Raw genomic sequence first — 24,852 nt, 5'->3', positions numbered from 1 at the left:
CGCCGCGGCCGTCCGGGACTGGTGGCTTAAAGCCTGATTAGCTTTCGCCGGTCGCCATCTCGATCTCTGCTTCGGAAAGGCCAGCTTCGGCCAGCACCTCGCGGGTGTGTTCACCGAGACGCGGAGCGTGGCGACGCAGCGCGAAGGGCGCCTTGCCGAAGTTCACCGGCCGGCGCACCATCTGATGGCGACCCTCGCTGGGATGCTCGACGGTCTCGAACAGTCCAACCGCCTTCACGTGCTCGTTGTCGCGTAAGTCCTCGAAGGCGAGCACGGGCATGCTGGGAATACTCGAACGATCGCAGAACTGGACCCATTCCGCGGTCGAGTGCTTGGGCGCAGCCTCGGCGATCAGGCCGTAGAGAAAATCCACGTTCAATCCGCGCGTGGTCACCGATTCCAGTCGTGGATCGTCCTTCAGTTCGGGTTGGCCGATAAAATCCACGAAATCGCGCCAGTTGGCGTCCGAATAGGGCATGATGCAGCAATAGCCGTCTGCCGTGGGAAAGGGCTTGCGGTTCTTCGCCAGTACGCGCGGATAGCCGAACTCGGACAGTGGCGGCTCGAACACGGCACCGGCATAGTGCTCGGGCGTAAGAAACTCGATTGCGGTCTCGAACATCGGCACTTCTATGGCCTGGCCGCCACCGCCGCGCTCAAGCTGCAACAAGCCGGCGAGAATAGAATAGGCGATCGCCTGTCCAGCTAATTTATCGCAGACTACTGTCGGTGCGTAATTAGGCTCACCATAGCGCTTTCCGTGCAAAGCGGCGAGGCCTGAACCCGCTTGGATGACGTCGTCATATGCTGCCTTGTCAGCATAGGGACCGTCCTTGCTGAAGCCGTAGGCGCCGCAATAGACGATGTCCGGTCTAAGCGCTGACACCGACTCGTAGTCGAGACCGAGACGGTCGATGGCCTTTGGGCGCAGTGCATGCACGAAGACATCGGCAGTGGGAATCAAGCGCTTGAGTGCCGCCAGCGCCGGTTCGTGTTTGAGATCCAGCATTACGCCGCGCTTATTGCGATGTAGCTGCAGAAAGGCGCCGCCCATGCCGGCATTGCGGTACGGCTTAAGGTTGCGCATCAGGTCGCCCTCGGGCGCCTCGATCTTGATCACGTCCGCACCCATGTCCGCGAGAATATGGGTAGCGAACGGCCCCATGATCACGTTGGTGATGTCGATAATGCGAATGCCGTCGAGTGGCCCCGCGCCGAAGTCCGTCATGCCGTCCATCCCTCGTGTCGTACTTGAGCCGCCGACAAGACCGGGACGGGCGCAGTCTGTCAAGCACGCGCCGCTGTTGCTACACTGCACGCCATGGAACCGTTGATCGACTCCCATTTCCACCTATGGCGCGTGAGCGATATGCGCGAGCCGGGGATCGTCGCGCATCCGCGTTTCGCGGGCGAAATCGGCTGGCAGGACTATGCGGCGGCGCGCGGGGAAATAGCGTTGGCCGGCGCTGTGGCCGTGCAGGTGGATCAGAACCCGGGGGACGGCGAACCGGAGGTGGAGTTCTTCGAGCGTGCTGCCGCCGAGCATCCCGAGCTCAGCGGCATTGTCGCTTTCGCGCCCGTGGAAGGCCCCGATCTCGTCGCTCATATCGACCGTTTGTCACGGCATCCCCTGGTGTGCGGCATCCGACGCAACACGCAACACGAGGCTGACGACGCCTTTTGCCGGCGCGAGGACTTCATTGCCGGCGTGCGCCTACTTGGGCGACGCGGTGTAATCTGCGACATCTGCGCCCGCCACTGGCAGCTCGAGAGCGTGATCGCCATGGCCCGCGCCTGTCCCGACACCACTATCGTCATTAATCATCTCGGCAAGCCTGATGTGCAAGGCGGCAAACTCGATCCCTGGCGCGAAAATATGAGCCGGCTGGCGGCTCTACCCCATGTCTTCGTCAAGCTTTCCGTCGTGGTGCAAATGCCCGATGACAACACCTGGACGGAATCCTCTGTGGCGCCTTTCGTCTCCCACCTGCTCGCAGAGTTTGGGCCCGAGCGCATGATGTGGGCGAGCAACTGGCCTGTCGCGGCCCTGGTCACGCCATATGGCGACTGGCTTGCTGCGGCGCAGTCCATGACCGCACATTTGCCTGACGCTGCCCGCCGGCAGATCTTCCATGACACTGCCGCGACGATCTACGGGCTTGAGCGATGAGCGTGGTTGACGCCCATTTCCACGTATGGCGTGGCGCGGTCCTGCACCAACCCGGTTTGCTGGGTGAGCTATTTGCGGAAGACTACGACTGGGAAGAATACGCCTCGGCCCATGGCGGCGTGCCGGTAACGGCCGCTATCGCTGTGCAGGCCGATACCGATGTTAGCGACGGTGAGCCGGAAGTCGAATTCCTCGAGAGCGTCGCGGCCGCGCATCCGGTCTTACGCGGCATCATCGCCGCCGCTCCGATCGAAGCCGACAACGCGCGCGACAAGCTCACGGTGCTCAGGGGTCACTCTCTAGTCAAGGGCGTACGGCGCACGGTGCATCATGTCGCCGATCCGCATGTTTGGGCCCAACCCAACTTCATCCGCGGCGCCCAACTTCTGGCCGAGTTCGGGCAGGTCTGCGATATCAATGCCCATCATTTCCAGCTTGCTGGCGCGCTGGCCGCAGCGCGGCAGGCACCGCAGACGACGATCGTGCTCAACCACATCGGCAAGCCCGACATCACGGAAGATGGCTTCGACGCCTGGCGGGCGCGGCTCGATCCCTTCGCCGATCTCGCCAATGTTTCCATCAAGCTGTCCATTGTCACGTCGGTGAGCACGGAACCGGAATGGTCCATCGACCGGCTCGCGCCTTACGTGGCGCACGTCTTGGAGCGTTTCGGTGCGCAGCGGGTGATTTGGACCAGCAATTGGCCTGTCTCCGGGCGCGTAATCGGGTATGAAGCGTGGTACGACGCGGCGCAACAGCTCACCACTCACCTATCGGAGAGCGAGCGCCGGAGCATATTCCACGATAACGCGGTGCGTATATACGGCCTATGACTACTTTGCAGACAGCGCTCGATACGCGCGCACCGCGATACCAGGAGAACGCCGCGCGCGTCGTGGCTCTGGTCGAGGACCTGCGCGCCGAAGTAACCAAGGCCAAGCTAGGCGGCGGTGAAAGTGCCCGCGAGCGACATCTCGGTCGCGGCAAGTTGCTGCCGCGCGACCGGGTGCGCCTGTTGCTTGATCCCAGTTCCCCGTTCTTGGAGCTTTCGCAGCTCGCGGCACACAGCATGTACGACGACCAGGCGCCGTCAGCCGGCGTCGTTACCGGTATAGGCCGCATCCGCGGGCGTGAATGTGTGGTTGTCGCCAACGACGCCACGGTTAAGGGCGGCACCTACTTCCCGATGACGGTGAAGAAACACCTGAGGGCTCAGGAAATTGCTCGCGAGAACCGCCTGCCATGCCTCTACCTCGTCGATTCCGGCGGCGCCTATCTGCCCAAGCAGGATGAGGTATTTCCCGATCGTGAGCATTTTGGGCGCATCTTCTTCAATCAGGCCACCATGTCGGCCGAAGGCATTCCGCAGATCGCGGTGGTGATGGGTAGCTGCACGGCGGGTGGCGCCTATGTGCCGGCGATGTCTGACGAGGCTGTCATCGTACGCGAGCAGGGCACTATATTCCTCGGTGGCCCGCCATTGGTTAAAGCAGCGACCGGCGAGGTGGTCAGCGCCGAGGAACTGGGCGGCGCTGACGTTCATACGCGCATCTCGGGTGTCGCCGACCATTACGCTCAGAACGACCGCCACGCGCTCGCCATCACCCGCCGCCTGGTTGGCCATCTGAACCGGTCCAAGCGAGTCGCGCTCGATATGGCTAAGCCGCGCGAGCCGCTGCACGATCCGGGTGAGATATACGGGCTGTTGCCGGGGGATCTGCGCCAGCCTTACGACGTACGCGAAGTCATCGCCCGTTTGGTCGATGCCAGCGAGCTCGACGAGTTCAAGCCGCTTTACGGTACCACACTAGTCACAGGCTTCGCTCGGCTCGGTGGCTATCCCGTCGGCATCGTCGCCAATAACGGCATCTTGTTCTCGGAATCGGCGCTCAAGGGTGCCCACTTCATTGAGCTCTGCTGCCAGCGAGGCATTCCGCTCGTCTTTTTGCAGAACACTGCCGGATTCATGGTGGGGCAGAAGTACGAGTCCGGCGGTATCGCCAAGGATGGCGCCAAGCTCGTCACTGCTGTGGCTTGCGCACAGGTACCTAAGCTCACGGTGATCATCGGCGGCAGCTTTGGCGCCGGAAATTATGGCATGTGCGGCCGTGCCTACAGCCCGCGCATGATGTGGATGTGGCCGACGGCGCGCATCTCGGTGATGGGCGGCGAGCAAGCGGCTACCGTGCTCGCGACGGTGCGCCGTGATGGCATCGAGAAACGCGGCGAAAGCTGGAGCGCCGACGACGAAGCCGCCTTCAAGGCGCCGATCCTCAAACAGTATGAGCACCAGGGCCACCCCTATTACGCCAGTGCGCGCCTTTGGGATGATGGCGTGATAGACCCGGCTGAGACCCGCCGGGTTCTGACGCTGGCGCTTTCGGCAACCCTCAACGCGCCGATACCGGAGCCTCGCTTCGGCGTCTTCAGGATGTGATGCGATGACCGATTCCCTGCTGCTGACCTACGATAGGCTCGGCGTTGGCCGCATCACCCTCAATCGGCCCGAGGTGCACAACGCGTTCAACGAGGACCTCATCAACGCACTCGACGAGGCCATCGATTCGCTGGCCTGCAACGCTGCGGTTCGTGTGGTGGTAATGGCGGGCAACGGCAAGAGTTTCTCTGCCGGTGCCGACCTTAACTGGATGAAGCGCACGGCGGACTACGATTTTGCCGAGAACAGCATCGATGCGCTGCGCTTCGGCGAGATGTTGGGGCGCTTGGCCTCTATGCCGAAGCCGGTTGTCGGTGTCATCCAGGGCCCCGCCTATGGCGGTGGCGTTGGCCTCGTCGCTGCTTGTGATATCGTTATCGCTAGCGAGGCCGCCGCCTTCATGCTGTCCGAGGTGAAGCTCGGGCTCATCCCTGCCGTGATTAGCCCCTATGTTGTGCGCGCCATTGGTGCTCGCCAGGCGCGACGCTACTTCCTTAGCGCCGAGCGCATCGACCCGGCGACCGCACGCGTCCTCGGCCTAGTGCACGAGGTGGTGGCCGATGGCGAGCTAGAAGCGGCGGCTGACGCCATGATAACGCGTCTACTTAAGAATAGTCCTGCCGCCATGGCCGCCTCGAAAGACTTGATTGATGCAGTCAGCGACCGGCCGACAGATCGGGCGGTGATCAAGGACACGGCGCAGCGCATTGCCGAAGCGCGCGCCAGCGCCGATGGCCGCGAGGGCATCGCTGCCTTTCTGGAGAAACGCAAACCCGTCTGGCCCGAACAGGGATAGGGGAAACCTTGCGTGGCCTATACGGGTCGCCGACGTATCGTCGGCATCGTGCTCATCGTCGCGATGATCCTGCTGGGCGCATTTTCTGTGACGGAGATTGCCTTCTGCCTCGCCTTCCTCATCTTCTATTCTCTCCATGTCATCGTCTTCGCCGCGCTCTACCGTATCGTCGAGGGTGTCCTCGGCGAGTTTCAATTACTGGTGGCAGGCGACCCAGACACGATCACCTTTTCCGAAGTCCTATATTTCTCTCTCATCAGCGCGCGCACGGTGGGCTATTGTGACATCACGCCTATGGGCCCTGGTGCGAGCGCTGGCCAGCGTGAGGATCATCATCGGCGCACTGTTGTTGCTTGTTCCGCTTCTACGAGATCATGAGCTATGCTCGCTACCATCTCCAACATGAACACAAGCGGCGTTGGGTAGGTGAGTGGAAGTGATACGTGTTCGATAGAGTTTTGATTGCTAATCGCGGCGAGATCGCCTGCCGTATTATCGACACCGCTCGGCGGCTGGGAATCCGCACGGTCGCGGTCTATTCCGAGGTGGACGTGGACGCGTTGCACGTGCGGCTCGCCGACGAGGCCTATCCCATCGGTGCCGCTGCGGCAGCAGACAGCTATTTGCGGGTCCATACCATCGTCGAGGTGGCACGGCATTCCGGCGCCCAGGCGATTCATCCTGGCTACGGCTTTCTGTCGGAGAACCCGGCCCTTGCGGAGGCTTGCGCGGCCGCTGATATTGCCTTCGTCGGTCCACCGGCTGAGGCCATCCGCGCTATGGGGGCCAAGGATCAGGCAAGGCGCATCATGCAAGATGCTGAGGTGCCCGTGGTGCCCGGCTATCACGACGACAACCGCGACCTGAAGGTCGTGACCACACAGGCTCGGCTGATCGGCTTTCCTATCATGGTCAAGGCGGTGGCCGGTGGTGGCGGGCGCGGTATCCGCGTCGCAGAGCGCGAACTCGACCTGACCGAGGCCATTGCCGCGGCGCGGCGCGAAGCGCAGTCGGCTTTCGGTGACGATCGGGTGCTGATCGAAAAGTTGGTGCAGCGCCCCCGCCATATCGAGGTGCAGGTCTTTACCGACACCCGTGGCAACGCCGTGCACCTTTACGAGCGCGACTGCTCGGTACAGCGGCGTCATCAGAAGGTCATCGAGGAGGCGCCGTCGCCCGCTGTTTCCCCGGCCTTGCGGGCGGAGCTTGGGGAGACCGCGATCGCCGCGGCGCAGGCCATCGGCTATGTCGGTGCCGGGACGGTCGAATTCATCGTCGATCACGAAGGTACCTACTACTTCATGGAGATGAACACGCGCCTGCAGGTCGAGCATCCGGTGACCGAGATGATTACCGGGCTCGATCTGGTCGAATGGCAGTTCAGGGTCGCTGCTGGCGAGGCGCTGCCATTGCCTCAGGAATCGATCCCGCTTTACGGCCATGCGGTCGAGGCGCGACTTTATGCTGAGGATCCGGCGCAGGACTTTCTGCCGGTCACCGGCACCTTGTCGCGTCTGCGTCTGCCGGTGGAGCCCGGCAGTATCCCTGCTGGCACGCGGGTCGCGGCGCGTGTGGATTGTGGTGTCGTTGAAGGTGACAGCGTAAGTCCCCACTATGATCCGATGATTGCTAAGCTCATATCCTGGGGCCGCGACAGAGCCGAAGCAGTGCGCGCGCTTTCGACGGCACTGTCGGCGACACAAATCGGAGGCACCACTACTAATTTAGCCTTTCTCGGCGCGATTCTACGCCATCCCGCCTATGACATGAACGAGATCGACACCGGCTTCATTGAGCGTCATAGGGAAGACCTAATACCTCTGCCAGCACCGGCGCCGGCTCTGGCGCTAGCTTTGGCCGCGCTCAGCGTGTTGCTCGGACGGCGTCGAACTGCCGCCAATGCCGCGGTGCATTCTGGCGACCCTCACTCGCCCTGGGACACGGCGGACGGCTGGCGCCTCAACGACGAAGCGCACGACACCATCACTTTGATCGATAATGGCGCGCCGGTCGCGATCGGCGTGCGTGGGGGTCCGCATCCTCTCTGGCTCGATCTGCCGGATGGTGAGGTCGAAGCGGATGGCTCCTTGAGCGCTGACGGTAGGCTGCGGGCGACCGTCGCGGGCATCGCCGTCAACGCCACCACATTTTGCGAGACCTTGCCGTCTGGGGGTGAGCACATCACTATCAGCGTGCAGGAATCCACGTGGCATTTTGGACTCGATGAGCCTCTCGCCGCTAGCGTCGCTGACGAAGGCGAGAGCGGCTGGCTGACCGCGCCCATGCCCGGGCGTATCGTGCGCGTGCTGGCTGAAGACGGCGCTAAGGTCGAGCGCGGCACGCCCTTGATGATCCTTGAAGCGATGAAGATGGAGCACACCATTGCCGCGCCTGCGGCCGGCTATGTCGAGCACGTCAACTTTGCCCTTGGCGATTGGGTCAGCGAGGGCGAGGTACTGGTCGATTTCGTCGCCGAGGGAAGCGCTTGAGCCATGGCGCTGCCGACCGCCGTGACGATGTTCGAGGTGGGCCCGCGTGACGGCCTGCAAAACGAGCCGCACGAGGTCGATACTGCGCTTAAGGTCGCGCTCATCGACCGCCTTACCGTCTGCGGCCTCGGCGCCATTGAATCGACGAGCTTCGTCTCGCCTAAATGGGTGCCGCGCATGGCCGACAACGCGCAAGTCATGGCGGGCATCGCTCGCCACGATGGCGTCAGCTATCCGGTGCTCACCCCCAATATGCGGGGCTACGAAGATGCGCGGGCGGCGCAGGCGGATACGGTCTGCGTCTTCAGCGCTGCCTCCGAGACCTTCTCGCAAAAGAACACAAACTGCAGTATCGCCGAGAGCCTGGCGCGGGCCGAACCGATCGTCGCCACCGCAAAGGCCGACGGCATTCGTGTCCGTGGCTATATATCCTGCGTGCTCGGCTGCCCTTACGAAGGCGATGTCGACCCGGCTACCGTGGCAGAGCTTGCCCGGACGCTCGATGCCATGGGATGCTACGAGATCTCGCTCGGCGACACTGTCGGCTTCGGCACGCCCCTGCAGGCGAAAGCGCTTATCGAGACAGTAGCCGCGCAAGTGCCAGTCGGACGCCTAGCGGCGCATTTCCACGATACCTACGGCCAGGCGCTAGCCAATCTCGCCACCGCGCTCGACTGCGGCGTCGCTGTCATCGATTCGAGCCTTGGTGGCCTTGGTGGCTGTCCCTATGCTAAGGGCGCGAAGGGCAATGTGGCCACGGAAGACGTGCTCTACATGCTCGCCGGTATGGGTATCGAGACTGGCATCGACCTGGAGGCCGTGACCCGCACCTCGTGGTGGCTCTTCGGTATACTCGGTCGCCGCCCCAACGGCCGCGTCGCCCAGGCTCTCGGAGCCAAGCTGGGCCTTGCCGCTTAATGCAGGGACCCTTATTGCTAGCACGACGATTAGATCCCCCTATTTAGTGGCGTGCAGACGCCTTCCGCTAGCGGCTTCAGCACCGAGGCTGTGGTCATGAGCCAAGTCATCGGCTTCTCGGTCGTGCTGCGATCTTATCAGGCGTCTCCACTGGTGGACGGTGTCCGCGTCGGCGGCGTTCGTGGTGCCGATATCGCCCGCTGCGCCTTGCGTTGGCACTTTACACCTTTGCCGTCCGGCTCTGCTCAACTATGTTTGATGGTAAGCTATCTGATTTATCTTACGGGAGAGAGAGCATGGCAAGACTGGCAGGAAAGCGGGTGGTCGTGACCGGTGCGGCAAGCGGTATCGGCAGGGCAAGTGCACGTCTCTTTGCCACCGAGGGCGCGAAAGTACTGGCGGTGGACGTGGCCGAAGACGGACTGGCCGAGACCATCGCTCTGATCGAGGCCGATGGCAACAGCGCGCTCGCCCATCCCGCCAGTGTCGCCGAGGAGGACCAGGTGAAAGCCTTCGTCGCCCGCGCCGCGATCGATTGGGGCGGCCTCGATGCGATCTATGCCAATGCTGGCATCAGCGGCGGCTATGTGCCGCTATTTGAGCAGACCGTTGCACATTGGCAGGAGGTTCTCCAGGTCAATCTCGTCGGCATCTTTCTCTGCATCAAGCACGCAGCACCGAGAATGATCGAGGCCGGTGCCGGATCGATTGTCTGCACCGCCTCGGTCGCGGGGTTGCGCGCCAATGCCGGTGGCCCGCCCTATGCTGCCAGCAAGGCCGGCGTCATCTCTCTCGCCCAGACGGTAGCCACTGAGCTAACAGGCACGGGCGTGCGCATCAACGCCATCTGCCCCGGCCTCATCGAGACCGGCATGACCCGTCCTATCTTCGAGCGTGCCCGCGAACGCGGTACAGATCACAAGATCGGACAGCTCAACCCGTTGCAACGCTACGGTGAGCCACATGAGATCGCTAACATGGCGCTATTTCTCGCTAGCGACGAGGCGTCCTACGTCAATGGCCAGGCTTTTGCGGTAGACGGCGGCCTATCGAGCACCCACCCGTTCGTGCCGAAGAGAAAGTAGCCGGTACCCACCCTATGTGCGTTCCACGCGGTCATCCCGCCGCCTTCATTCCCGCCGCTAAACACATTTGTTTCTGCTACCGAGTGATGCGTCACGGCGCTGTTAGGATATCGAGCTGGCTTGCAAGCTCAGCTGGAGTATCGACCGGCAGGTCGCAAAGTCTGTTACGGCAGACATAGGCCGTGGGACGATCGGCGAGCAAGGGACGCGAGGCCAGCAGGGGCCAGCGCATGTCCTGGGTTGGGCCGTTGGGGTCGACCAGTGCGACCACAGTGCCGTGTAGCAGTCGGCTGCGCACTTCGACCAACAGCCGCCTCATCGCGGGATCGCCGACACTGCCGACGATCACCACCTCGCGGGCCTCGTGGGGGCTGAAATCGAAGGCCGCCAACAAGGCGGGCGATGCCGCTGCGGCGCGCCGGAGATGGGCGCCGAGTTCCCGCAGGATCGCTTCGGCATTGTCGGTGAAGGCATCATCGCCGGCAAACAGGCGCAGGCGGGCGAGTGCTGTGAGTGCGACCGCATTGCCCGTGGGCAAACCCTCCTCGCGCAATAGCACCTGCGCCGGCAGCGGCGAGCGGCTGTCAAGCGGGGTAAAGCGAAAGGGTAGCTCTGGCGCCTCCTGGAAGCGGGTGATCAGCACGTGCATCAGGCGTCTAGCCTGCTCCAGGTGAGGGCGTTCGAAACGGGTCTCGTAAAGGTCGAGCAACGCCTGTACTAAGAAAGCATAATCGTCGAGGAAGACTGCCTCTCCACCGAGGCGACTATGCACCAGGGCGCCGTCGTCGCCGACCAGTCCGAGCAGGGTATCGACGGTTGTTGCTGCAACCTCGGCGTAGCGCGCGTCGTCCAGCACCTGTGCAGCCTTGGCTAAGGCGCTCACGGTAAGAGCGTTCCACGACACCAGCAGCTTGTCGTCACGCGCCGGCGGCGGCCGCAAGGCGCGGGCTTCGAGAAGCCTGGCGCGGCTCTTGGCAAGGAGTGATTCGACTTCAAACAGCGGCCCGGCACCGGGGCGTAGGCGGAGGATGGCACGATTTTCGACTAAACCATGGGCCGGGTCGAGATAGGCGGCAAGAAAGCTGTCGGCGTCGGGCCCCAAGACCGCGCGCACCTCGGCCTCGGTCCAGCTGTAGAAGCGCCCCTCGCCGCCGTCGCTGTCGGAATCAAGCGAGCTGGCGAAGCCGCCGTCGGCGAGCGAGAAGCGCTGCAGAAGGTCGTCGAGCACGGCCCGCGCCACAATCGCATAGCGCGATTCGCCAGACACCTGATAGGCCGCCAGGTAAAGCTCCGCCAGCAAGGCGTTGTCGGCCAGCATGATCTCGAAATGGGGCACCTGCCACAGGCGGTCTACGGTATAGCGGTGGAAGGCGCCTCCGAGTTGGTCGCGCAGGCCACCGGCGGCCATGGCGTCGAGGCTGCGCAGCACCGCTTTCACGAGCGCATCGTCCCGGTGCCAAACGCCCTGGCGCAGCAGCAGAGAGAGCGCGTTCGCCATGGGGAACTTCTCTCGTCTGCCGAAGCCGCCATGCTCAACATCGAAGGCTTTAAGCCATTCTGTTGCCGCCAGGACCCGTGGGTCACCGCCCTTGCCTTGGCCAGGCTGCGGTGGTGCGAGCAGAGTGCTCAGCGCATTGCGATTGTTGACTGCGGTGGCGAAAAGCGCATCGCGATCGTCGCGCCAGGCGTCGACTAGGGTCTCCAGAATCTCAATCATGCCCAGCTGACCGTGCTCGCGCTCGGGCGCCACGTACCCTGTGGCGTAGAGCGGGTCTAGATCTGACGTCAGCAGGAAGTTTGCTGGCGCGCCGCGCCAGCTGCGCATCGCACCCAGCACCTCCATGAAATGAGCATCGATGTCAGGGCGCTGTTCGCGATCGACCAGGATGCTGATGAAGTGCTCGTTGAGCAGTGTGATCACGCGCTCGTCGGCGAAAGTTGTGCGCGAGAGCACGTGGCACCAGTGGCACGAGGCATAGCCGATGGAGAGGAAGATTGGCCGCTCGAGGCGCTTCGCCTCGGCTAGCGCCTCTTCTCCCCAGGGACGCCACCCGATTGCGTCCGCCGCATGTAGGCGCAGGTAAGGGCTGGCCGATCCTGCTAGCGGCCCGGCTGCGCTGACCCGCCCGCTGCATATCAGCGCGAGCAGCAGGAATATTGCCGCCGTGAGGCTGTACCTCACTGCTCCTTGCCGCCGAGGCTGGTGATGGCGACCGCCTTGGGTGAGACGATGCACGCTTCGCGGCACATGGCGCAGCCGGTGCAGCGCCCGACATCGATCACGGGCTTCACGCCGCCCTGCCACTGCAGCGCATCGGTTACGGGGCAGGCATGGGCGCAGGCGCCGCATTCGGGGCCCGAATAGGGCAGACAGCTGTCTTTGTCGATTGCGGCATGGGCCAGCCTTGGCAGTGGTTCCTCTTCGGCTTCGGGCAACTCCAGCGTGCCCGGTTCACACGCCGCTACGCAAGGCCAGTCCGCGCATAGCCGACAGGCGCGATTGAGCAGGTCCATGGCTGGCGTGCCCATCACGGTTGCGCCAAGCCGCGCCGCCAGCGGGAATAGCACCTGGTGCGGACATGCCTCGATGCAGGCATCACAGCGGCTGCAGGAAATCAGAAAATCGACCTCCGGCAAAGCGAAGGGCGGGCGAATCCAATGTTTGGCCCGCTGCGCCGCACGCTCACCGGCAACGTGGTAGGCCACCTGGGCAGCCTTCCTGGCGCCGGTCTTGAAGAATACGCGGCGATCCATCACACTGCCCACGCGGTCATGACGGGCCGTCGTCATGCATCTCGCGAACCTTGCCAACCATGGCACGACGACGCTGCACAAGCGTCACCGCGGCGATGGTCAGCACGACGAGCGCAATGATGATCTCCAGAGCGCCAATCATCGGGGCTTCGCCGACGCGCAACGGAAAGTCGATCATGTGTGGCTCGCCGTCGATATCCAAAGTGGCGGTGACGAGAAAGTCTCCTTCCCTGTCCAAACGAAAGGCCTGGCGGAAGACGTTGTCGTCAGGCAGTTGACGCCCGATCTCACGACTTTCCTCACCCATGCCAAACCAGGATAGCCACGTGATCTTGCGCACTGAAAATTCCACCTCCCCTTTGTATAGTCTACCGTTCGTATGTTTGGCATAGAGGTTGAAACGACCAGGTACGCCGAGGCGCGGAAAGGCGGGATAGACCATGGTCGTGACGAGCAGGTCACCGAGTTGTACCTCGACCTGCATGCTAGGTGGGGTGTTCGAATCTTCGTTCAGGCTGTAGGACGGCCGCCCGAGAATGTGATGGGCGCTCGTCGGAGCCACTGCTAGCCATATCGAGATGGCGGCCAGCAGGAGGGTCAATAGGGTGCGCATGGATCAGTTCCTCAATGTTCTGTCGACGATCCAGATCGGCAGGCTGGGGTGCGGGCAGACCTCGACGCAGATGCCGCAGCCGACGCAGCCGTCGCGGACCACCGGACGGTAGAGATTCGCGAAATCGAAGCCTATGGCATGCTTGCCAAGGGGGCAAATGGTCGCGCAGGCGCCGCAGACGCCGCGATCCACCCAGGGCCAGCAGGCATCGCGGTCGATCACGGCAACGCCCATGTCGATCTCGCGCAAGCGCGTCATGGTAAGGGCCTCGGTGGGGCAGGCCGCCATGCACCTGTCGCAGAGAATGCAGGCCTTGTGCGCCGGATCGATGTAGGGAAGGTTGACTTCGCCGCCGCCGCCGCGGGCATGGAAGCGGATGCAACGCGGCGGACAAATCTCGCCGCACAGCCCGCAGCCGATGCAGGCGGCGATGAAGGTCGCCTCGTCCTTGAGTGCTCCCGGCGGACGCAGGTAGTTGCGCAACGGTTTCGCTTGCGCCGGGGCCAGCAGCCGCGAGACGGCGAAGGGCATGCCGGCGGCGAAAAAGGCGGCGAGGCCGGCGACCAGTCCCTTGAGAGCGCCGCGCCGCCCGGTCAAGTCCCCTCGCCTTGTTTCTGGCCGCGATAGGCGCGGCCGAGATGCCCCGGCCCCTGCCGCGCCACGTCGCGCGCGCCGAGCGTGAAGGTCATGGCGGCGGTCGGACATATGGCAATGCAGGCCGTGCAGTTGTTGCATTCCTGGCCGAAATCGTCGTGCATGGGGTCGAGGGCAAACTCGCAAACCATGTTGCACTTGCCGCAATCGTTGCAGCCTTCGACGATGCGGCGGATGCGCAGCAGCCGGTAGCGGCCGAGCAGCGAATAGAGCGCGCCGCCGGGACAGAGATAGCGGCAGAAGCCGCGCCGCGCCACCAGCAGGTCGAACAGCAGCGTCATCAGGAAGAAGACGCTGCCGGCGCCAAAGCCACCGAGCGCCACGGCATAATAGATCTCGCGGCCGACGATGGCGGGCGGGTATATGGCGGCGATCGCCACCGAGCCCGTGGCCGCCGAAAGGCCGAGGCCAAGCGCCAGCACGAGATATTTCAAACGCCTGTCGAAACGTCTGTTGCCGGGTCCGATGCCGGCCCAGCGCAGCCAGCCGGCGAGGTTGGTATTGAGCTCGTAGAGCAAGGTCGCGGGACAGATCCAGCCGCAATAGAAGCGCCCGAAAAGCACCGTCAGGAGCAGCGGAATCAGCGCCGTAAGCAGGAACGGCCAATAGAGCGACAGGCTTGCAGCCGTCTGGCCGATGGCGGCCAGTGGGTCAGAAAGCTGCAGGCCCCAGAAGCTACCGGACCAGGTATTACCCTTGATAGCGTCGAGATCGTTTTCCACATCGTCGACGAAAGGCTCGCTGATCATCTCCATGGCGTCGTAGAGGCGCTGTTCGTTTGGTGCTAGAAGATCGTACGCGTGCGCGGCGACGAAGCTCTGATAGACATGCAGGAAGGGCAGTAGCACCAGCATGGTGAAGATCATGGTCAGACATAGCCAGCGCAGTTTGTTCAGATGGTGCCAGAGAAAGAGGGGCTTGTGGGCGGTGGCCACTCAGGTGCGCTCCCTGTCTTCGCCACGGTCGGGAATAATGCGGATGGCCTGCGGCATCTGGATGCACGAACGTTCGCAAAGCCCGCAACCGACGCACTGGTTGCTGACGTGAGGTTGCTCCAAGCGGCCAACCGAGATGGCAATATCGGGCAGCGGGCAGGCGCGGTAGCAGACGCCGCAGGTCTTACCCTGGTAGGAGAGGCAGAGACTCTCATCGACCACCGCTTGGCCCATCTTGACACTTTTTAGGATGCTCTCGGCCGTTCGCGGGATCTTCGCTATGGCATCCGTGGGACATATCTCGCCGCACTTCATGCAGAGAATGCAGCTCTTCTCGCGCGGAATAATGTATGGCGTATCACTCGACCCCCAACCATTCTGGAGGCCAAAATAATCGATGCAGCGGTTGGGGCAGATCTCGCCACACTGGCCGCAATGAATGCAGCGGGCGAGGAAGTCTGCCTCTGGCAGCGCGCCCGGCGGGCGTAGGTAACGCGGCGACGAACGGTTGCGCGCCGCTTGCGACTCGCTAGACAAAAGGGTAGCCACGGTTCCCATTGCGATCCCGGCAAAGAACTCGCGTCTCTCCATGGCCACCACTTTTCGCTTTTGCGGGGGCGCGCCTGCCTCAGATCTTTTCAATCCGGCAGGCGCTTTTCTTGAAGTCGACCTGGCCCGACACTGGATCCCAGACGCGGCTGGTTACGGCATTCGCTAGCCACTTGTTCTTCTTGGGATCGGCGCTGTCGGCGACCGACAGGTTCCAGGGCCCGAACATGTAGCCCCGTGGCACATTATTGCGGGCCGGCTTGACCAGGCTGTTGGTGCCCACCTGGGCGCGTGCCTCCAGCCAGCCGCGCCGCGTCGTCACGCGTAGCTTGTCACCGTCCTCAATGCCGAGATCGGTGGCATCGGCCGGATTGATCTCGACATACATCTCCGGCACTAGGCGCCGTGTCGTCGGGCTGCGATTGGACTTGGCGGTGTGGAAATGCTCGTAGACCACGCCCAGGCCGAACCAGTAGGGGAACTTGTCCTCGGGCACATCGTGCCAGGGTATGCCTCGAAACTCCTCGTCTGGAATGTCCGGCGTCACGCCCTTGTCGCGCGCCTCGACGATGAGGTCCATGTGGTCGATGGTGTAGAGGGCCTCCTTAGTGCCGAACTCCATCAGCCGCTTGGTCAGCTCTTTGCGGTTGCTGTAGTCCTGTTGGCAGAGCTTCATGTGCACCTTGCCGTCCTTGGTGCGGAAGTAGCCGTAAGGCCGATTCTCCCATTCACCTTCCTGCAGCATGTATCGGCGCTTGGTACCGCCGTTCTGGGCAATCTCGTATGTTGGTGCCGGCCATTGGATGCCGCGCAGCTCGGCGAGCTGAGCATAGGGCGACAGCCCATCCAGCTTCTCCACCTCGAGAATGCCAGTGAGGTCTGTGTCGGTGCCGGCTGAAGCGAGGATGATATCGCGGAATATCTCCTCGGAATCGTAGAAGCCATCTTTCTTGCGCTGATAGGGCAGTACGGTGTCCATGTCCATGCCGAGGATGGTGCCGATCTCCTTCGCCTTGTCGAGCACCATGTCCATGTCGGGTAGGCAGCCTGGCGGTGGCTCGGCGGCCTTCTGGCAAATGTTGAGGCGCCGCTCCGAACTGATATAGACGCCCGATACCTCGCCCCAAGTCGCCGCCGGAAAGATCACGTCCGCGTAGAGATTGTTGGGCGCGTGGCGGTAGATCTCCTGGGCGATGACGAAGGTCTTTGACAGCGCCGGGCGCACCAGATTGTGCTGGTCCGGTAGGTCTATATGGGTGGCGTAGACGAGAAACATGGCCTTGACTTCGTCTTTGAGCGCCCGCTCCATCATGCCGACCGCATAGCCCGGGTTCTTGGAGTTCATAGCGGTGATCAGGTTCTCCTCCGGAACCCGCCAGAAATCGGCCATACGGGCGCGGTGGGTATCGTCCGACAGCGGCATGTTGAAGGGCAGCCTGCCAGTCAAGCCGCCGGTGAAGCGCTCACCCATGGCGTTGGGTTGGCCCGTCATTGAGAACGGCCCGCAGCCGGGCTTGGCGAGATTACCGGTCAGCGTCAGTAGGTTTACGATCGAGATGACGTTGTGCTGGCCGTGTATGTGCTGGTTGTAGCCGATGCCCCACATGATGATGACGCCGCCGTAGCCCTGGCCACTGTGGCGGCCCTTGCTACGGGCGAGGCGCTTGCGTGTGGCGTCGGCAAACATGCTGGCGACGCGCCGGATAAGCTCGGGTGGGACGTCGTGGCTGGGCCCGCCCATGCGGTCCTGCACCTGTTCGGGGCTGTAGTTCGCAAGCACGCCGTCAACGTATTCCTGCCAGCCGGTAGTGTGCTCCTTGACAAACTCCCAGTCAATAACGTCTTCGTGCTCCTTGAGCAGCACGTGGGCGATGGCGTTGAGAAAGCTGATGTCGCCGTTGAGGATAGGCACGTGGACAGAGTTGTCGGGATTGATGTCTTCGTAGCCCATGACCGTGCCGGTGCGCCTGGGATCGACGATCACGGTCGAGATATCGGCCTTTCGCTTCTGGTCGGCGGCGCGCCAGAAGATAATCGGATGTGACTCGCGCGCATTGTGCCCGAAATGCATGATCATGTCGCACAACTCGATGTCTTCGTAGGCGAGCGGCGGTGTGTCGGAGCCGAGAGTAGCAAAATAACCTGTCACGGCAGAGGTCATGCACATCCGCGCATTGGCTTCGATAGTGTTGGAGCCGAGAATACCCTTCAGCAACAGGTTCTCGAGATACTGCCCCTCTACGGTCAGCTGACCGGAGCCGTAGAGCGCGATCGAGTTGCCACCATGGGTCCTGGCAAAATGGGCCACCTTGTGGGCCACCATCTCCGAGGCATCGTGATAAGGCACGCGCACGAAGTGCTCCTCGTCGAACGAACCTTTGCTGGTCGTGATGAACTCGATGTCGCCGTGGTCAAGCTTATTCCATTCATCCCAGACGTCGCGTCGCACGTAGGCGTCGCCTTCCATGCGGTCGACATACATGGGCTCAGCCGCGGTCAGGCCCTTGATGCATTGCAGACCATAATTTGTCGGATGGTCTTTGTCCGGGCGCATGGAGACGATGCGGCCGCCCTCGACCTGGATGATGGTGCCGCAGCCAACGCCGCAATAGGGGCATTGGGCGAGCGCTGTGGTGCGGCTGGCCTCGGCATCGAACTCCTGGGCCTGGGCCGATTCGAGCTCGGGGTTGGTCCCGACCATGAGGCTGGCGCCGGCGGCGCTGCCGGTGATGAAGCTGCCGGTTTTCAGAAAGTCTCGCCGCGACATCGATTTTTTAATGCGTTTCATTAGTCAGAATCTTCCTCAGCTTTGTGTTAGCTCGCGCAGGTACACGATGATGTCATCGATCTCCTGATCCGACAGATTGGCTAGGCCGTCCAAGCCGCTAAAACCAAGCATGCGTGTGTTCGAGCGGCCGTGTCGGATGGTCTCGCGAATAAATCCGTCGGTAACCTTGTCAAGAAAGCCGGGCAGCCCGATCGCCGTACCGGTGCCGCCGGCAAAATAGCCGTCGCCACCGACACCGTGGCATGTCGAACAGATATTGTCATACCAGTGCTTGCCAAGGCGCGGATCGCCATGGGCATCCGGTTGTGCATCGACTTCCTCGGCGCGGTTGGCACCCACCGCGTAGTAGCGCAGGTAAGTCACGATGGCGCGAATGCCGCGGCGCCCTAAATGGGCAAAGGGGGGCATTCCTGTGTCCTCCCTTCCATCGCGGATCGTGGCCTCAAAGAAGGTGTCTGAGGCGATGGACAGTAACTCTGGATTCGTCAGGGAGGGAGCTATGCCCGGATCACCGATGGCATCGGCCTGGTGACACATCTCGCAATTCTCCAGGAACAGCGCCTCGCCCGTCTGCAGCGCCTCTTCTGAAGTAGTCTGTGCCTGGACCTGCCCGGCGGCTAGCGTGAATGTCAAGGTCAGCGCCCAGACCAATCGCCTATCAGCGAACATATCGTTCTCCTTTCAGTTCCAGTCGTTTCCATCGCCTGCTCCTGCCATACCCTCGTGGCAGAGTCCGCAGGGCACTTCAGCGGTCTCTATCTGATCATGCAAGCTATCCATCTCCGCTTTCTTGTCGAAGCTTGTGGGAAGCGAATGCACCACGCCCTTGTGGCAGTCGATGCATGTCATCTGCCATCTTTCCCCAAGATCGTGCGTGGCCCCTGCAGTCATTTCTTGTCGCTCGCGGCGCATGGCGGCGATGTCGTGGCAATTGCGACACTCGCGTGAGTCCGTAGCAACCATGCTCGACCAGACGCGCTCCGCAAGCACCTCCCGGCGCGCCTCGAACTTCTCCGGCGTGTCGATCGAGCCGCGCAACCAATGGAAAAGCTCGTTGGTCGCGGAGATCTTGCGCACTACCTTGTGCACCCATTCCCGTGGCACATGGCAATCTGGACATGAGGCACGCACCCCAGCATGGTTAGCAAAGTGGCTGGTGCCTGTGTAGTCCTGATAGACGAATTCGTACATCTCGTGGCAGGAGATGCAGAAGCGCTCGGTGTTGGCCAGCTCCAGGCTCCAGTTGAAGGCACCCCAGGAGATTATGCCAGCCAGAAATATGGCACCGCCAGCTAGCAGAGATTTATTTGGTGGAGCCAAGGAGAATTGAACCGCCAATCTCTTGAATATCATTCAAGCGCCCTTCTAGCTGAGCTATGGCTCCAAAGTATTGGTTTATTTATCTTTTTATCTTTCTATGGGTATCTCAAAACCTACCTTGTCCAAGTTACTAAGTGCATTTTCAAGGCTGTGCGCGGTTTCTAAACCACGCACAGTCTTTGAGCAACCACATCATCAAAATATTTCTTAGCCCCCCCCTCTATTGTTGACTGCTTTTTTCAACCGCTTCAGATAGCGCTAGTATTTCATCTTGAGGTACTCAGGCTTCTCAATCCCTACGTTGCCACCCAATCAAGGCGCCAAGTTCGTGGAAGAACTCTCGATGTTCTCGATATAATGCGCCCTTCAATTTCATTGAAGAGATGCGTTTGCAAAAAGAGCGGTCGAGAGGTAGGAGCTGCATTATCCGCATTGGGCTCTACAATGTAGCGTACAGAAAGTAGTGAATTTCATAGAATAAGTACTTTACATACTATTATTAATAACAGTATCCGTGACGGCTGTACTACTTTGTATTATTTGACTCTGGAAGTATGTTGTGGTGATTATTAACAACACAATATTATGCTTTCTATTCTGGTTAACTTTCCCCATGTTCCCACGCCCTCTGCTGCAAGAGCGCGCGCGAATAGGCCCGTAGTGCCGACTCTCTCTGCACGACGCCGATGAGGCGGCCCGAGGCACGGGTCTCGACGACGGGAATGAGGCGTTGGTCAGTGGTCTCAAAGAGGTCGAGGGCGCGGTCCAAGGTGTCGTCGGGGGTGAGGCGGTCTACGTGATCGTCGGCGAGTTCGTCCGCCGAGGCGTCGCGGTCGGTGGCCAGGTCGAAGAGTAACGACCGTAGGGTGGCGTGAGGCAGCATGCCGGTGAGCTTGCCGGCCTCGTCGGTGACGAAGATGTCTTCCTTGCCGCCGCTTCCCGCGAGGTCGTAGATGGCATTGGCGGCGGTCTCTGTCGTGACCGTGGCAAAACTGTCGCTCATGACCGACGAGATCGGCACGGTGCGCGTGGTGGCGCGCTCATTGGCGCGGCGCAGATTGACACCCAGAGCGGTGAGTTGACTGACGAAAAAGGATTGTACACCGAGCTGGCGGCTGGTCAGCGAGGAGACGGTGACAGCCACCATCACGGCAATCGTCGTGGCATAATCGCCGGTGAGTTCGAAGATGATCAGGATGGTTGAGATCGGGGCACCTAGCACGGCGCCCGTTACCGCACCCATGCCGACCAGGCTGTAGGTGCTCACGCTTACCTGAGCGTCGGGCACGAAGGCGGTGGCAACGAGGCCGAAGGCGGCACCGGTTAGGGCGCCGATGCAGAGGCTCGGCGAGAAGACGCCGCCCGCGAAGCCTGAGCCCAAGCTGATGCAGGACGCCGCCGTCTTGGCCAGTGCCAGCAGGACCAGGAGCCAGAGGTCGAAGCGCCCGGCAAGCGCTGCATCCGTGGTCTCATAACCGACCCCGATGACCTCGGGGAAGACCGCGGCAATGATACCCACCGCTAAGCCGCCGCAGGCAGGTAGCACCCAACGGGGAATGGGCGCCAGGTCGGCGATGCGCGCGGTCCACCAGCGTGCCGTAGACGAACAGTATCGCCACGCCGGCACAGATCAGGCCGAGCAGGAAGAAGGCAGGCAACTCGTAATAGGTCGAGATCTCCAGGCCGGGCACGACGAAAGCTGGGAAGTCCCCGAAATGGGCCCGGGTGATGATGGTGCCGATCACGGACGATATCACCACGGGCGTGAAGGTGCCGAGGCCGTAATGGCCCACGACCACCTCAAGGGCGAAGAAGACCCCGGCGATGGGCGCGTTGAAAGAGGCCGCGACACCGCTGGCGACACCGCAGCCAAGCAGAGTGATGAGTTGCGGCCGGTCGAGGCCTAGGCGCTGGCCGAGCCAGCTTGCGATGGTCGCGGCAAGATGGACCACCGGGCCCTCGCGTCCGACCGAGGCGCCGGCGCCGATCGAGGTGGCGCTGGCAGCTGCCGCCACTAGGCCGTCGCGCAGGCGCATGCGCGCGCCCCGTGCGGCACAAGCCTCCATGACGTCGGCGACCCCGTGTGCGCGCCGGTCGGGCAATAAGGCATAAATTATGATCCCGACTGCGAGCCCACCCAAAGCCGGCACCAGTAAGCGGTGCCACCATTCCAGGTGCATGGCGATGGATAGCACCTGCTCTGAATCCGAGCCGTAGAAGAGGAACTGGATGGCATCAATGGCGTGGCGGAAGGCGATGGCCCCATACGCTGCAACGGCGCCGGCGACACAGGCCAACACGGACAGAATCAGGTGCGGATTGTGCCGCAGGCGCTCGCCCAGGATCTGCAAGAGATCGCCTCGCTGTGGCTAGAGCATGTCTCGGTTGATTGGGGTCAGTTTGACCGGCCTCGGCGGTGCCCCGGTTAGGTCCGCGTCGCTACGCGACGTGGGCCCATTGGGCAAGATGCGAAACGACATCAGGATGTAGCTAAGACCATGCTGCCGTGGGCCAAAGAGGCTTTTGGGATATGTTGGGATGCTTGGCCGATGCTACATAATCGCCCAGCCGATTGCTCCTATCCGAAGTGCCATCTTGGTCTATCAAACTAGCTCCAATTAACCGAGACACGCTTCTAATCGGTCTTGTCGGCGGCATTGGCTACCACCCGTTTGCGTCGCCTTGTGGGCTTGTGCTTGGGCGCCGCGGCCTCCGTCTCGCCGACGCCGGCGCCTATTGGCGAAAACGGAAAGGGCACGATATTGGTGACGTAGCCGAGGAAGGCGAGCATGTCGCGGAAATAGATGCCGAGCTTGCCCGAGAAATTTCTGAGATTGCCGTTGATGCTTCCTGTGATCCACGACAACAGGAACTGCGCTGTGGCTAGAAAAATGATCAGCCACAGCGCCGCCCACGCGAGGATGGCGAAGATAACCATATAGAGAAACCGCATCCTGCGGTCGTCGAACGCAACGCGTGTCACTTCACATGTTTCGGCAGTGCTGTCTGCCATGCCCAATCTCCCCAGATGATCGCCCGGCGCGGCCCGTCGCCTATGATGAATTGGGGAGGGAAGGCTGGCAAGTGTTCTGAGTGTGCTGCATCAGGATGTCGGTGATCTCGCGGTCCATTTCGCCGGGCGTGTGCGCTACCTTGATGCCGTTCTTGGCCTTGACCTCAGCAGTGGTCAGGGTGACCAGGTTTTTGACGCCGCTCTCGACCGCGTCCTACGCCATCTCGGCGACGGTCCAGTGAGCTTTATTAGATGCGCGCAGCGCGCTTTACAGCGGCAGCACTCCTGAGATTCTCACGCTCATTTCAGCCTCCGAAAATCAAGCGTTTCACGTACCAGTATACAGTAGAAAAGCGGGCTGCCGCATTGTGGGGGGCGTCACGTAAGCTTGCCTGCCATTAAGCTCATTTTCCGGCTCAGACCCGGCGGTAGGGGCCGGGCGGCGTGCTCGGCCTTGAGCGTGGCCAGGCGCTCCAGCGTTGCCTTCGGCATCGCAGCAGCACGGCGAGTTTCCAGGTTTACGTACAACTGCATTATCTCGATCGTCGCCGCGTGATAGCCGTCCCTATCGTGATGCATGGAGTGGGCGAAGTGGATACGTTTGGAATCGAAATCGAGCACATGGGTGGTGAACCGCAAAGGATCGTCAAGCATCACTTCCTGAAGATAGGCGATGTGGCTCTCGAGAATGAAGATAGAGCCGCTGGTGGTCCTGGTGTGATCCCAGCCGATGCCGATGTGGTTACACAGAGCATCGGTCGCATGGTCGAAGACCAGCACATAATAAGCGACGTTCATGTGCCGGTTGTAGTCGAGCCACTCGGCCTTCACCGTTTCGCGGTGCAGGACCAGCGGCGCTGTTGTGCTTACTGTCATAGGCACTCTCCTCTTGCTGCGGAGCATAGGTAGGCAAGCCTGTCGCCGCCAGCGTCGCCGTGCCCTAATGTGGGTGCGGGAGGACTGATATGGCAAAAATTCAACATTGTCTCATTGCCATCATGCTTTTGGCGGCAACGGCGGCGGCGGCACAGCAAAGCCGCCCGGTAACGATATGGAGCCAAGGTGTCCGCCTGGCTGGGGACCTCTGGACACCACCTGGCTGGACCGTAGATGCGCCAGCGCCGGCGATCGTACTCGCCAACGGCTGGAGCGGCCTGCGCAGTGGCCTGAACCAAGCTCACGCGCCGATCTTTGCCGAGGGCGGCTTTGTCGTGTTGACTTTTGACTATCGCGGCTGGGGTGATTCCGAGGCGCGGCTGGTGCTGGCCGAGACCTTGCCCCAACCTGACAGCGACGGCATCCTCACTGTGCGCGCTTATGTTGAGCGCGGCGTTATCGATCCGCAAGACCAGATTGCCGATCTGCTTGCTGCGGTAGCCTACGTCATGGGTGAGCCCGGGGTCGATGTTGCGCGCGTCGGTGTCTGGGGCACGAGCTATGGCGGCGGCCACGCTATCGAAGCGGCGGCGCGCGATCCGCGTATTGCCGCCGTCGTTGCACAGGTGGGCTTTATGGGCGTGAGCCGCGATCCGGAGCGTGCTGTGCTCGGTCTGACGCGAGCCACCCAAAAGGCACGCGGCGCCTTAGTGCCGTTGCCTGAGGGCACGGACCGTCAGGGCTCGATCCCTGGCACGCCCGATCTCGCGCGCATGGCAGCGCATCGCCCGCTCGACCTCGCTGGCAGGGTGCGTGCGGCAACCCTGATCATCGATGCCGCCGAGGATCAGTACTTCGATCCCAAGGTCAACGGCGAAGCCGTCTACGAAGTGATCCGCGCCAACGCCCCGGCATTGTACCAGCTCTTTCCAGGTGATCATTATGCGCCCTATGGGCCCTATTTCGAGGACGCCGTGCTGCTAACCGTTGACTGGTTTCAGAGCCACCTCGGCGGCGGCTGATCAGATCGGACAGACGAGATTGCCCAGGCGCTTGGTCAGGCGCTGGTTCTCAGTATAGTCTACCGGCGCGGCGATTAGGGCCGGGCCAGGTTGTGCAAAGGCCGCGTCGAGGGCGCCGGGGCCACGGGTGCCGAGGCAGATCCCGGCCTTGCCGGTGAGCCGTCCGTAAGCATCTTCTATAAAGGCTGCCGCCTGCTCGTGGCGGCACAGCACAAAGGTGATATCGCTATCCTCGAGCGACATCATCACATGGGCATTTTCTTCGTCCGGAACGCCGAAAATGTGGGTCACACCTTCGGCTTCGAGGCATTTCACGAAGAGATCCGATGTTTTCATGCGCTGCCACCCATCCGTCCGTGAAGCCGTATTTTTCATCAGACCGCTTGCGGTAGTCGCCGAGATTGACTACCTGAACCCTGGGAGAAACGCGGAC

At 61.9% G+C, this 24,852-nt stretch carries 24 protein-coding genes and 1 pseudogene; 10 read left to right on the top strand and 15 right to left on the bottom strand.

Going from position 1 to position 24,852, the window contains the following annotated elements:
• Nucleotides 1-37: 37 nt before the first annotated feature.
• Nucleotides 38-1,228, bottom strand: coding sequence for a CoA transferase (locus tag QF629_08015; protein MDP6013471.1), 1,191 nt, complete (start codon nt 1,226-1,228; stop codon nt 38-40).
• Between the two features lie 93 nt (nt 1,229-1,321).
• On the opposite strand from QF629_08015, the gene QF629_08010 reads away from it, so the two are divergent.
• The 9 genes from QF629_08010 (at nt 1,322) to QF629_07970 (ending at nt 9,895) form a co-directional block, all read left to right on the top strand.
• Nucleotides 1,322-2,170, top strand: a complete 849-nt coding sequence (locus tag QF629_08010) for an amidohydrolase family protein (protein ID MDP6013470.1) — start codon at nt 1,322-1,324, stop codon at nt 2,168-2,170.
• A complete protein-coding gene (locus QF629_08005; GenBank protein ID MDP6013469.1) occupies nt 2,167-3,003 on the top strand; it encodes an amidohydrolase family protein in 837 nt (278 codons plus the stop codon). Before QF629_08010 ends, QF629_08005 begins: the two co-directional genes overlap by 4 nt.
• Nucleotides 3,000-4,607: a carboxyl transferase domain-containing protein gene (locus QF629_08000; protein ID MDP6013468.1), complete on the top strand. Its 1,608-nt coding sequence runs from the start codon at nt 3,000-3,002 to the stop codon at nt 4,605-4,607. Before QF629_08005 ends, QF629_08000 begins: the two co-directional genes overlap by 4 nt.
• Nucleotides 4,608-4,611: 4 nt before the next feature.
• Entirely contained in the window at nt 4,612-5,403 is a 792-nt protein-coding gene (locus QF629_07995) for an enoyl-CoA hydratase/isomerase family protein (protein MDP6013467.1), read from the top strand.
• 12 nt (nt 5,404-5,415) lie between these two features.
• Nucleotides 5,416-5,781 carry an ion channel gene (locus QF629_07990; protein MDP6013466.1) on the top strand — a complete coding sequence of 122 codons (366 nt, stop codon included), beginning with the start codon at nt 5,416-5,418 and terminating at the stop codon, nt 5,779-5,781.
• A 65-nt stretch (nt 5,782-5,846) separates the two neighbouring features.
• Nucleotides 5,847-7,892 carry a biotin carboxylase N-terminal domain-containing protein gene (locus tag QF629_07985; GenBank protein MDP6013465.1) on the top strand — a complete coding sequence of 682 codons (2,046 nt, stop codon included), beginning with the start codon at nt 5,847-5,849 and terminating at the stop codon, nt 7,890-7,892.
• 3 nt (nt 7,893-7,895) lie between these two features.
• A complete protein-coding gene (locus QF629_07980) occupies nt 7,896-8,810 on the top strand; it encodes a hydroxymethylglutaryl-CoA lyase (GenBank protein ID MDP6013464.1) in 915 nt (304 codons plus the stop codon).
• Between the two features lie 96 nt (nt 8,811-8,906).
• Nucleotides 8,907-9,140, top strand: coding sequence for a hypothetical protein (locus tag QF629_07975; protein ID MDP6013463.1), 234 nt, complete (start codon nt 8,907-8,909; stop codon nt 9,138-9,140).
• Complete coding sequence (locus QF629_07970; protein MDP6013462.1) at nt 9,107-9,895, top strand: SDR family NAD(P)-dependent oxidoreductase; 789 nt, start codon at nt 9,107-9,109, stop codon at nt 9,893-9,895. The genes QF629_07975 and QF629_07970 overlap by 34 nt, the downstream gene beginning before the upstream one ends.
• Nucleotides 9,896-9,986: 91 nt before the next feature.
• Here QF629_07970 and QF629_07965 read toward each other — a convergent pair whose 3' ends face one another.
• The 13 genes from QF629_07965 to QF629_07905 all read right to left on the bottom strand — a co-directional run bounded on the left by QF629_07965 (nt 9,987) and on the right by QF629_07905 (nt 23,397).
• On the bottom strand, nt 9,987-12,077 hold the full coding sequence (locus QF629_07965; protein MDP6013461.1) for a thioredoxin domain-containing protein: 2,091 nt from the start codon (nt 12,075-12,077) through the stop codon (nt 9,987-9,989).
• The gene (locus tag QF629_07960; protein ID MDP6013460.1) at nt 12,074-12,685 is read right to left on the bottom strand and encodes a 4Fe-4S dicluster domain-containing protein; all 612 of its coding nucleotides are present in this window, start codon (nt 12,683-12,685) and stop codon (nt 12,074-12,076) included. Before QF629_07960 ends, QF629_07965 begins: the two co-directional genes overlap by 4 nt.
• A complete protein-coding gene (locus tag QF629_07955) occupies nt 12,666-13,262 on the bottom strand; it encodes a hypothetical protein (GenBank protein MDP6013459.1) in 597 nt (198 codons plus the stop codon). Before QF629_07955 ends, QF629_07960 begins: the two co-directional genes overlap by 20 nt.
• A gap of 3 nt (nt 13,263-13,265) precedes the next feature.
• Nucleotides 13,266-13,859 (bottom strand): 4Fe-4S dicluster domain-containing protein, encoded by a 594-nt coding sequence (locus tag QF629_07950; GenBank protein ID MDP6013458.1) that lies wholly within the window; start codon nt 13,857-13,859, stop codon nt 13,266-13,268.
• A complete protein-coding gene (locus QF629_07945; protein ID MDP6013457.1) occupies nt 13,856-14,851 on the bottom strand; it encodes a 4Fe-4S binding protein in 996 nt (331 codons plus the stop codon). The genes QF629_07950 and QF629_07945 overlap by 4 nt, the downstream gene beginning before the upstream one ends.
• Nucleotides 14,852-15,442, bottom strand: a complete 591-nt coding sequence (locus tag QF629_07940) for a 4Fe-4S dicluster domain-containing protein (GenBank protein ID MDP6013456.1) — start codon at nt 15,440-15,442, stop codon at nt 14,852-14,854. It abuts the gene before it with no gap.
• A 37-nt stretch (nt 15,443-15,479) separates the two neighbouring features.
• Entirely contained in the window at nt 15,480-18,188 is a 2,709-nt protein-coding gene (locus QF629_07935; protein MDP6013455.1) for a molybdopterin-dependent oxidoreductase, read from the bottom strand.
• A gap of 15 nt (nt 18,189-18,203) precedes the next feature.
• Complete coding sequence (locus QF629_07930; protein MDP6013454.1) at nt 18,204-18,857, bottom strand: c-type cytochrome; 654 nt, start codon at nt 18,855-18,857, stop codon at nt 18,204-18,206.
• Nucleotides 18,858-18,869: 12 nt separating this feature from the next.
• A complete protein-coding gene (locus QF629_07925; protein ID MDP6013453.1) occupies nt 18,870-19,541 on the bottom strand; it encodes a NapC/NirT family cytochrome c in 672 nt (223 codons plus the stop codon).
• A gap of 568 nt (nt 19,542-20,109) precedes the next feature.
• Nucleotides 20,110-21,054 (bottom strand): chloride channel protein, encoded by a 945-nt coding sequence (locus tag QF629_07920; protein ID MDP6013452.1) that lies wholly within the window; start codon nt 21,052-21,054, stop codon nt 20,110-20,112.
• On the bottom strand, nt 20,978-21,859 hold the full coding sequence (locus tag QF629_07915) for a chloride channel protein (GenBank protein MDP6013451.1): 882 nt from the start codon (nt 21,857-21,859) through the stop codon (nt 20,978-20,980). The genes QF629_07920 and QF629_07915 overlap by 77 nt, the downstream gene beginning before the upstream one ends.
• A 284-nt stretch (nt 21,860-22,143) precedes the next feature.
• Nucleotides 22,144-22,521, bottom strand: a complete 378-nt coding sequence (locus QF629_07910) for a DUF4389 domain-containing protein (GenBank protein MDP6013450.1) — start codon at nt 22,519-22,521, stop codon at nt 22,144-22,146.
• A 378-nt stretch (nt 22,522-22,899) separates the two neighbouring features.
• Nucleotides 22,900-23,397 (bottom strand): thioesterase family protein, encoded by a 498-nt coding sequence (locus QF629_07905; protein MDP6013449.1) that lies wholly within the window; start codon nt 23,395-23,397, stop codon nt 22,900-22,902.
• Between the two features lie 89 nt (nt 23,398-23,486).
• Between QF629_07905 and QF629_07900 the strand changes: the two genes are divergently transcribed.
• Nucleotides 23,487-24,419, top strand: a complete 933-nt coding sequence (locus tag QF629_07900; GenBank protein ID MDP6013448.1) for an alpha/beta fold hydrolase — start codon at nt 23,487-23,489, stop codon at nt 24,417-24,419.
• Nucleotides 24,420-24,524: 105 nt separating this feature from the next.
• On the opposite strand, the pseudogene QF629_07895 reads toward QF629_07900, so the two are convergent.
• Nucleotides 24,525-24,755 (bottom strand): annotated as a pseudogene (locus QF629_07895) (thiamine pyrophosphate-binding protein).
• Nucleotides 24,756-24,852 lie beyond the last annotated feature (97 nt).

The organism is Alphaproteobacteria bacterium (genome assembly GCA_030739735.1).
Classification (GTDB): Bacteria; Pseudomonadota; Alphaproteobacteria; order UBA7887; family UBA7887; genus UBA7887.
The sequence above is the reverse complement of the archived record's forward strand: the minus strand, read 5'-3'. Positions and strand labels throughout refer to the sequence as shown.

Bases quoted from the DNA above. Each gene is read 5' to 3' on its own strand.
- QF629_08015 (MDP6013471.1), bottom strand. From the start codon at position 1,228: ATGACGGACTTCGGCGCGGGGCCACTCGACGGCATTCGCATTATCGAC.
- QF629_08010 (MDP6013470.1), top strand. From the start codon at position 1,322: ATGGAACCGTTGATCGACTCCCATTTCCACCTATGGCGCGTGAGCGAT.
- QF629_08005 (MDP6013469.1), top strand. From the start codon at position 2,167: ATGAGCGTGGTTGACGCCCATTTCCACGTATGGCGTGGCGCGGTCCTG.
- QF629_08000 (MDP6013468.1), top strand. From the start codon at position 3,000: ATGACTACTTTGCAGACAGCGCTCGATACGCGCGCACCGCGATACCAG.
- QF629_07995 (MDP6013467.1), top strand. From the start codon at position 4,612: ATGACCGATTCCCTGCTGCTGACCTACGATAGGCTCGGCGTTGGCCGC.
- QF629_07980 (MDP6013464.1), top strand. From the start codon at position 7,896: ATGGCGCTGCCGACCGCCGTGACGATGTTCGAGGTGGGCCCGCGTGAC.
- QF629_07975 (MDP6013463.1), top strand. From the start codon at position 8,907: ATGAGCCAAGTCATCGGCTTCTCGGTCGTGCTGCGATCTTATCAGGCG.
- QF629_07970 (MDP6013462.1), top strand. From the start codon at position 9,107: ATGGCAAGACTGGCAGGAAAGCGGGTGGTCGTGACCGGTGCGGCAAGC.
- QF629_07960 (MDP6013460.1), bottom strand. From the start codon at position 12,685: ATGACGACGGCCCGTCATGACCGCGTGGGCAGTGTGATGGATCGCCGC.
- QF629_07955 (MDP6013459.1), bottom strand. From the start codon at position 13,262: ATGCGCACCCTATTGACCCTCCTGCTGGCCGCCATCTCGATATGGCTA.
- QF629_07940 (MDP6013456.1), bottom strand. From the start codon at position 15,442: ATGGAGAGACGCGAGTTCTTTGCCGGGATCGCAATGGGAACCGTGGCT.
- QF629_07935 (MDP6013455.1), bottom strand. From the start codon at position 18,188: ATGAAACGCATTAAAAAATCGATGTCGCGGCGAGACTTTCTGAAAACC.
- QF629_07930 (MDP6013454.1), bottom strand. From the start codon at position 18,857: ATGTTCGCTGATAGGCGATTGGTCTGGGCGCTGACCTTGACATTCACG.
- QF629_07925 (MDP6013453.1), bottom strand. From the start codon at position 19,541: ATGATATTCAAGAGATTGGCGGTTCAATTCTCCTTGGCTCCACCAAAT.
- QF629_07910 (MDP6013450.1), bottom strand. From the start codon at position 22,521: ATGGCAGACAGCACTGCCGAAACATGTGAAGTGACACGCGTTGCGTTC.
- QF629_07905 (MDP6013449.1), bottom strand. From the start codon at position 23,397: ATGACAGTAAGCACAACAGCGCCGCTGGTCCTGCACCGCGAAACGGTG.
- QF629_07900 (MDP6013448.1), top strand. From the start codon at position 23,487: ATGGCAAAAATTCAACATTGTCTCATTGCCATCATGCTTTTGGCGGCA.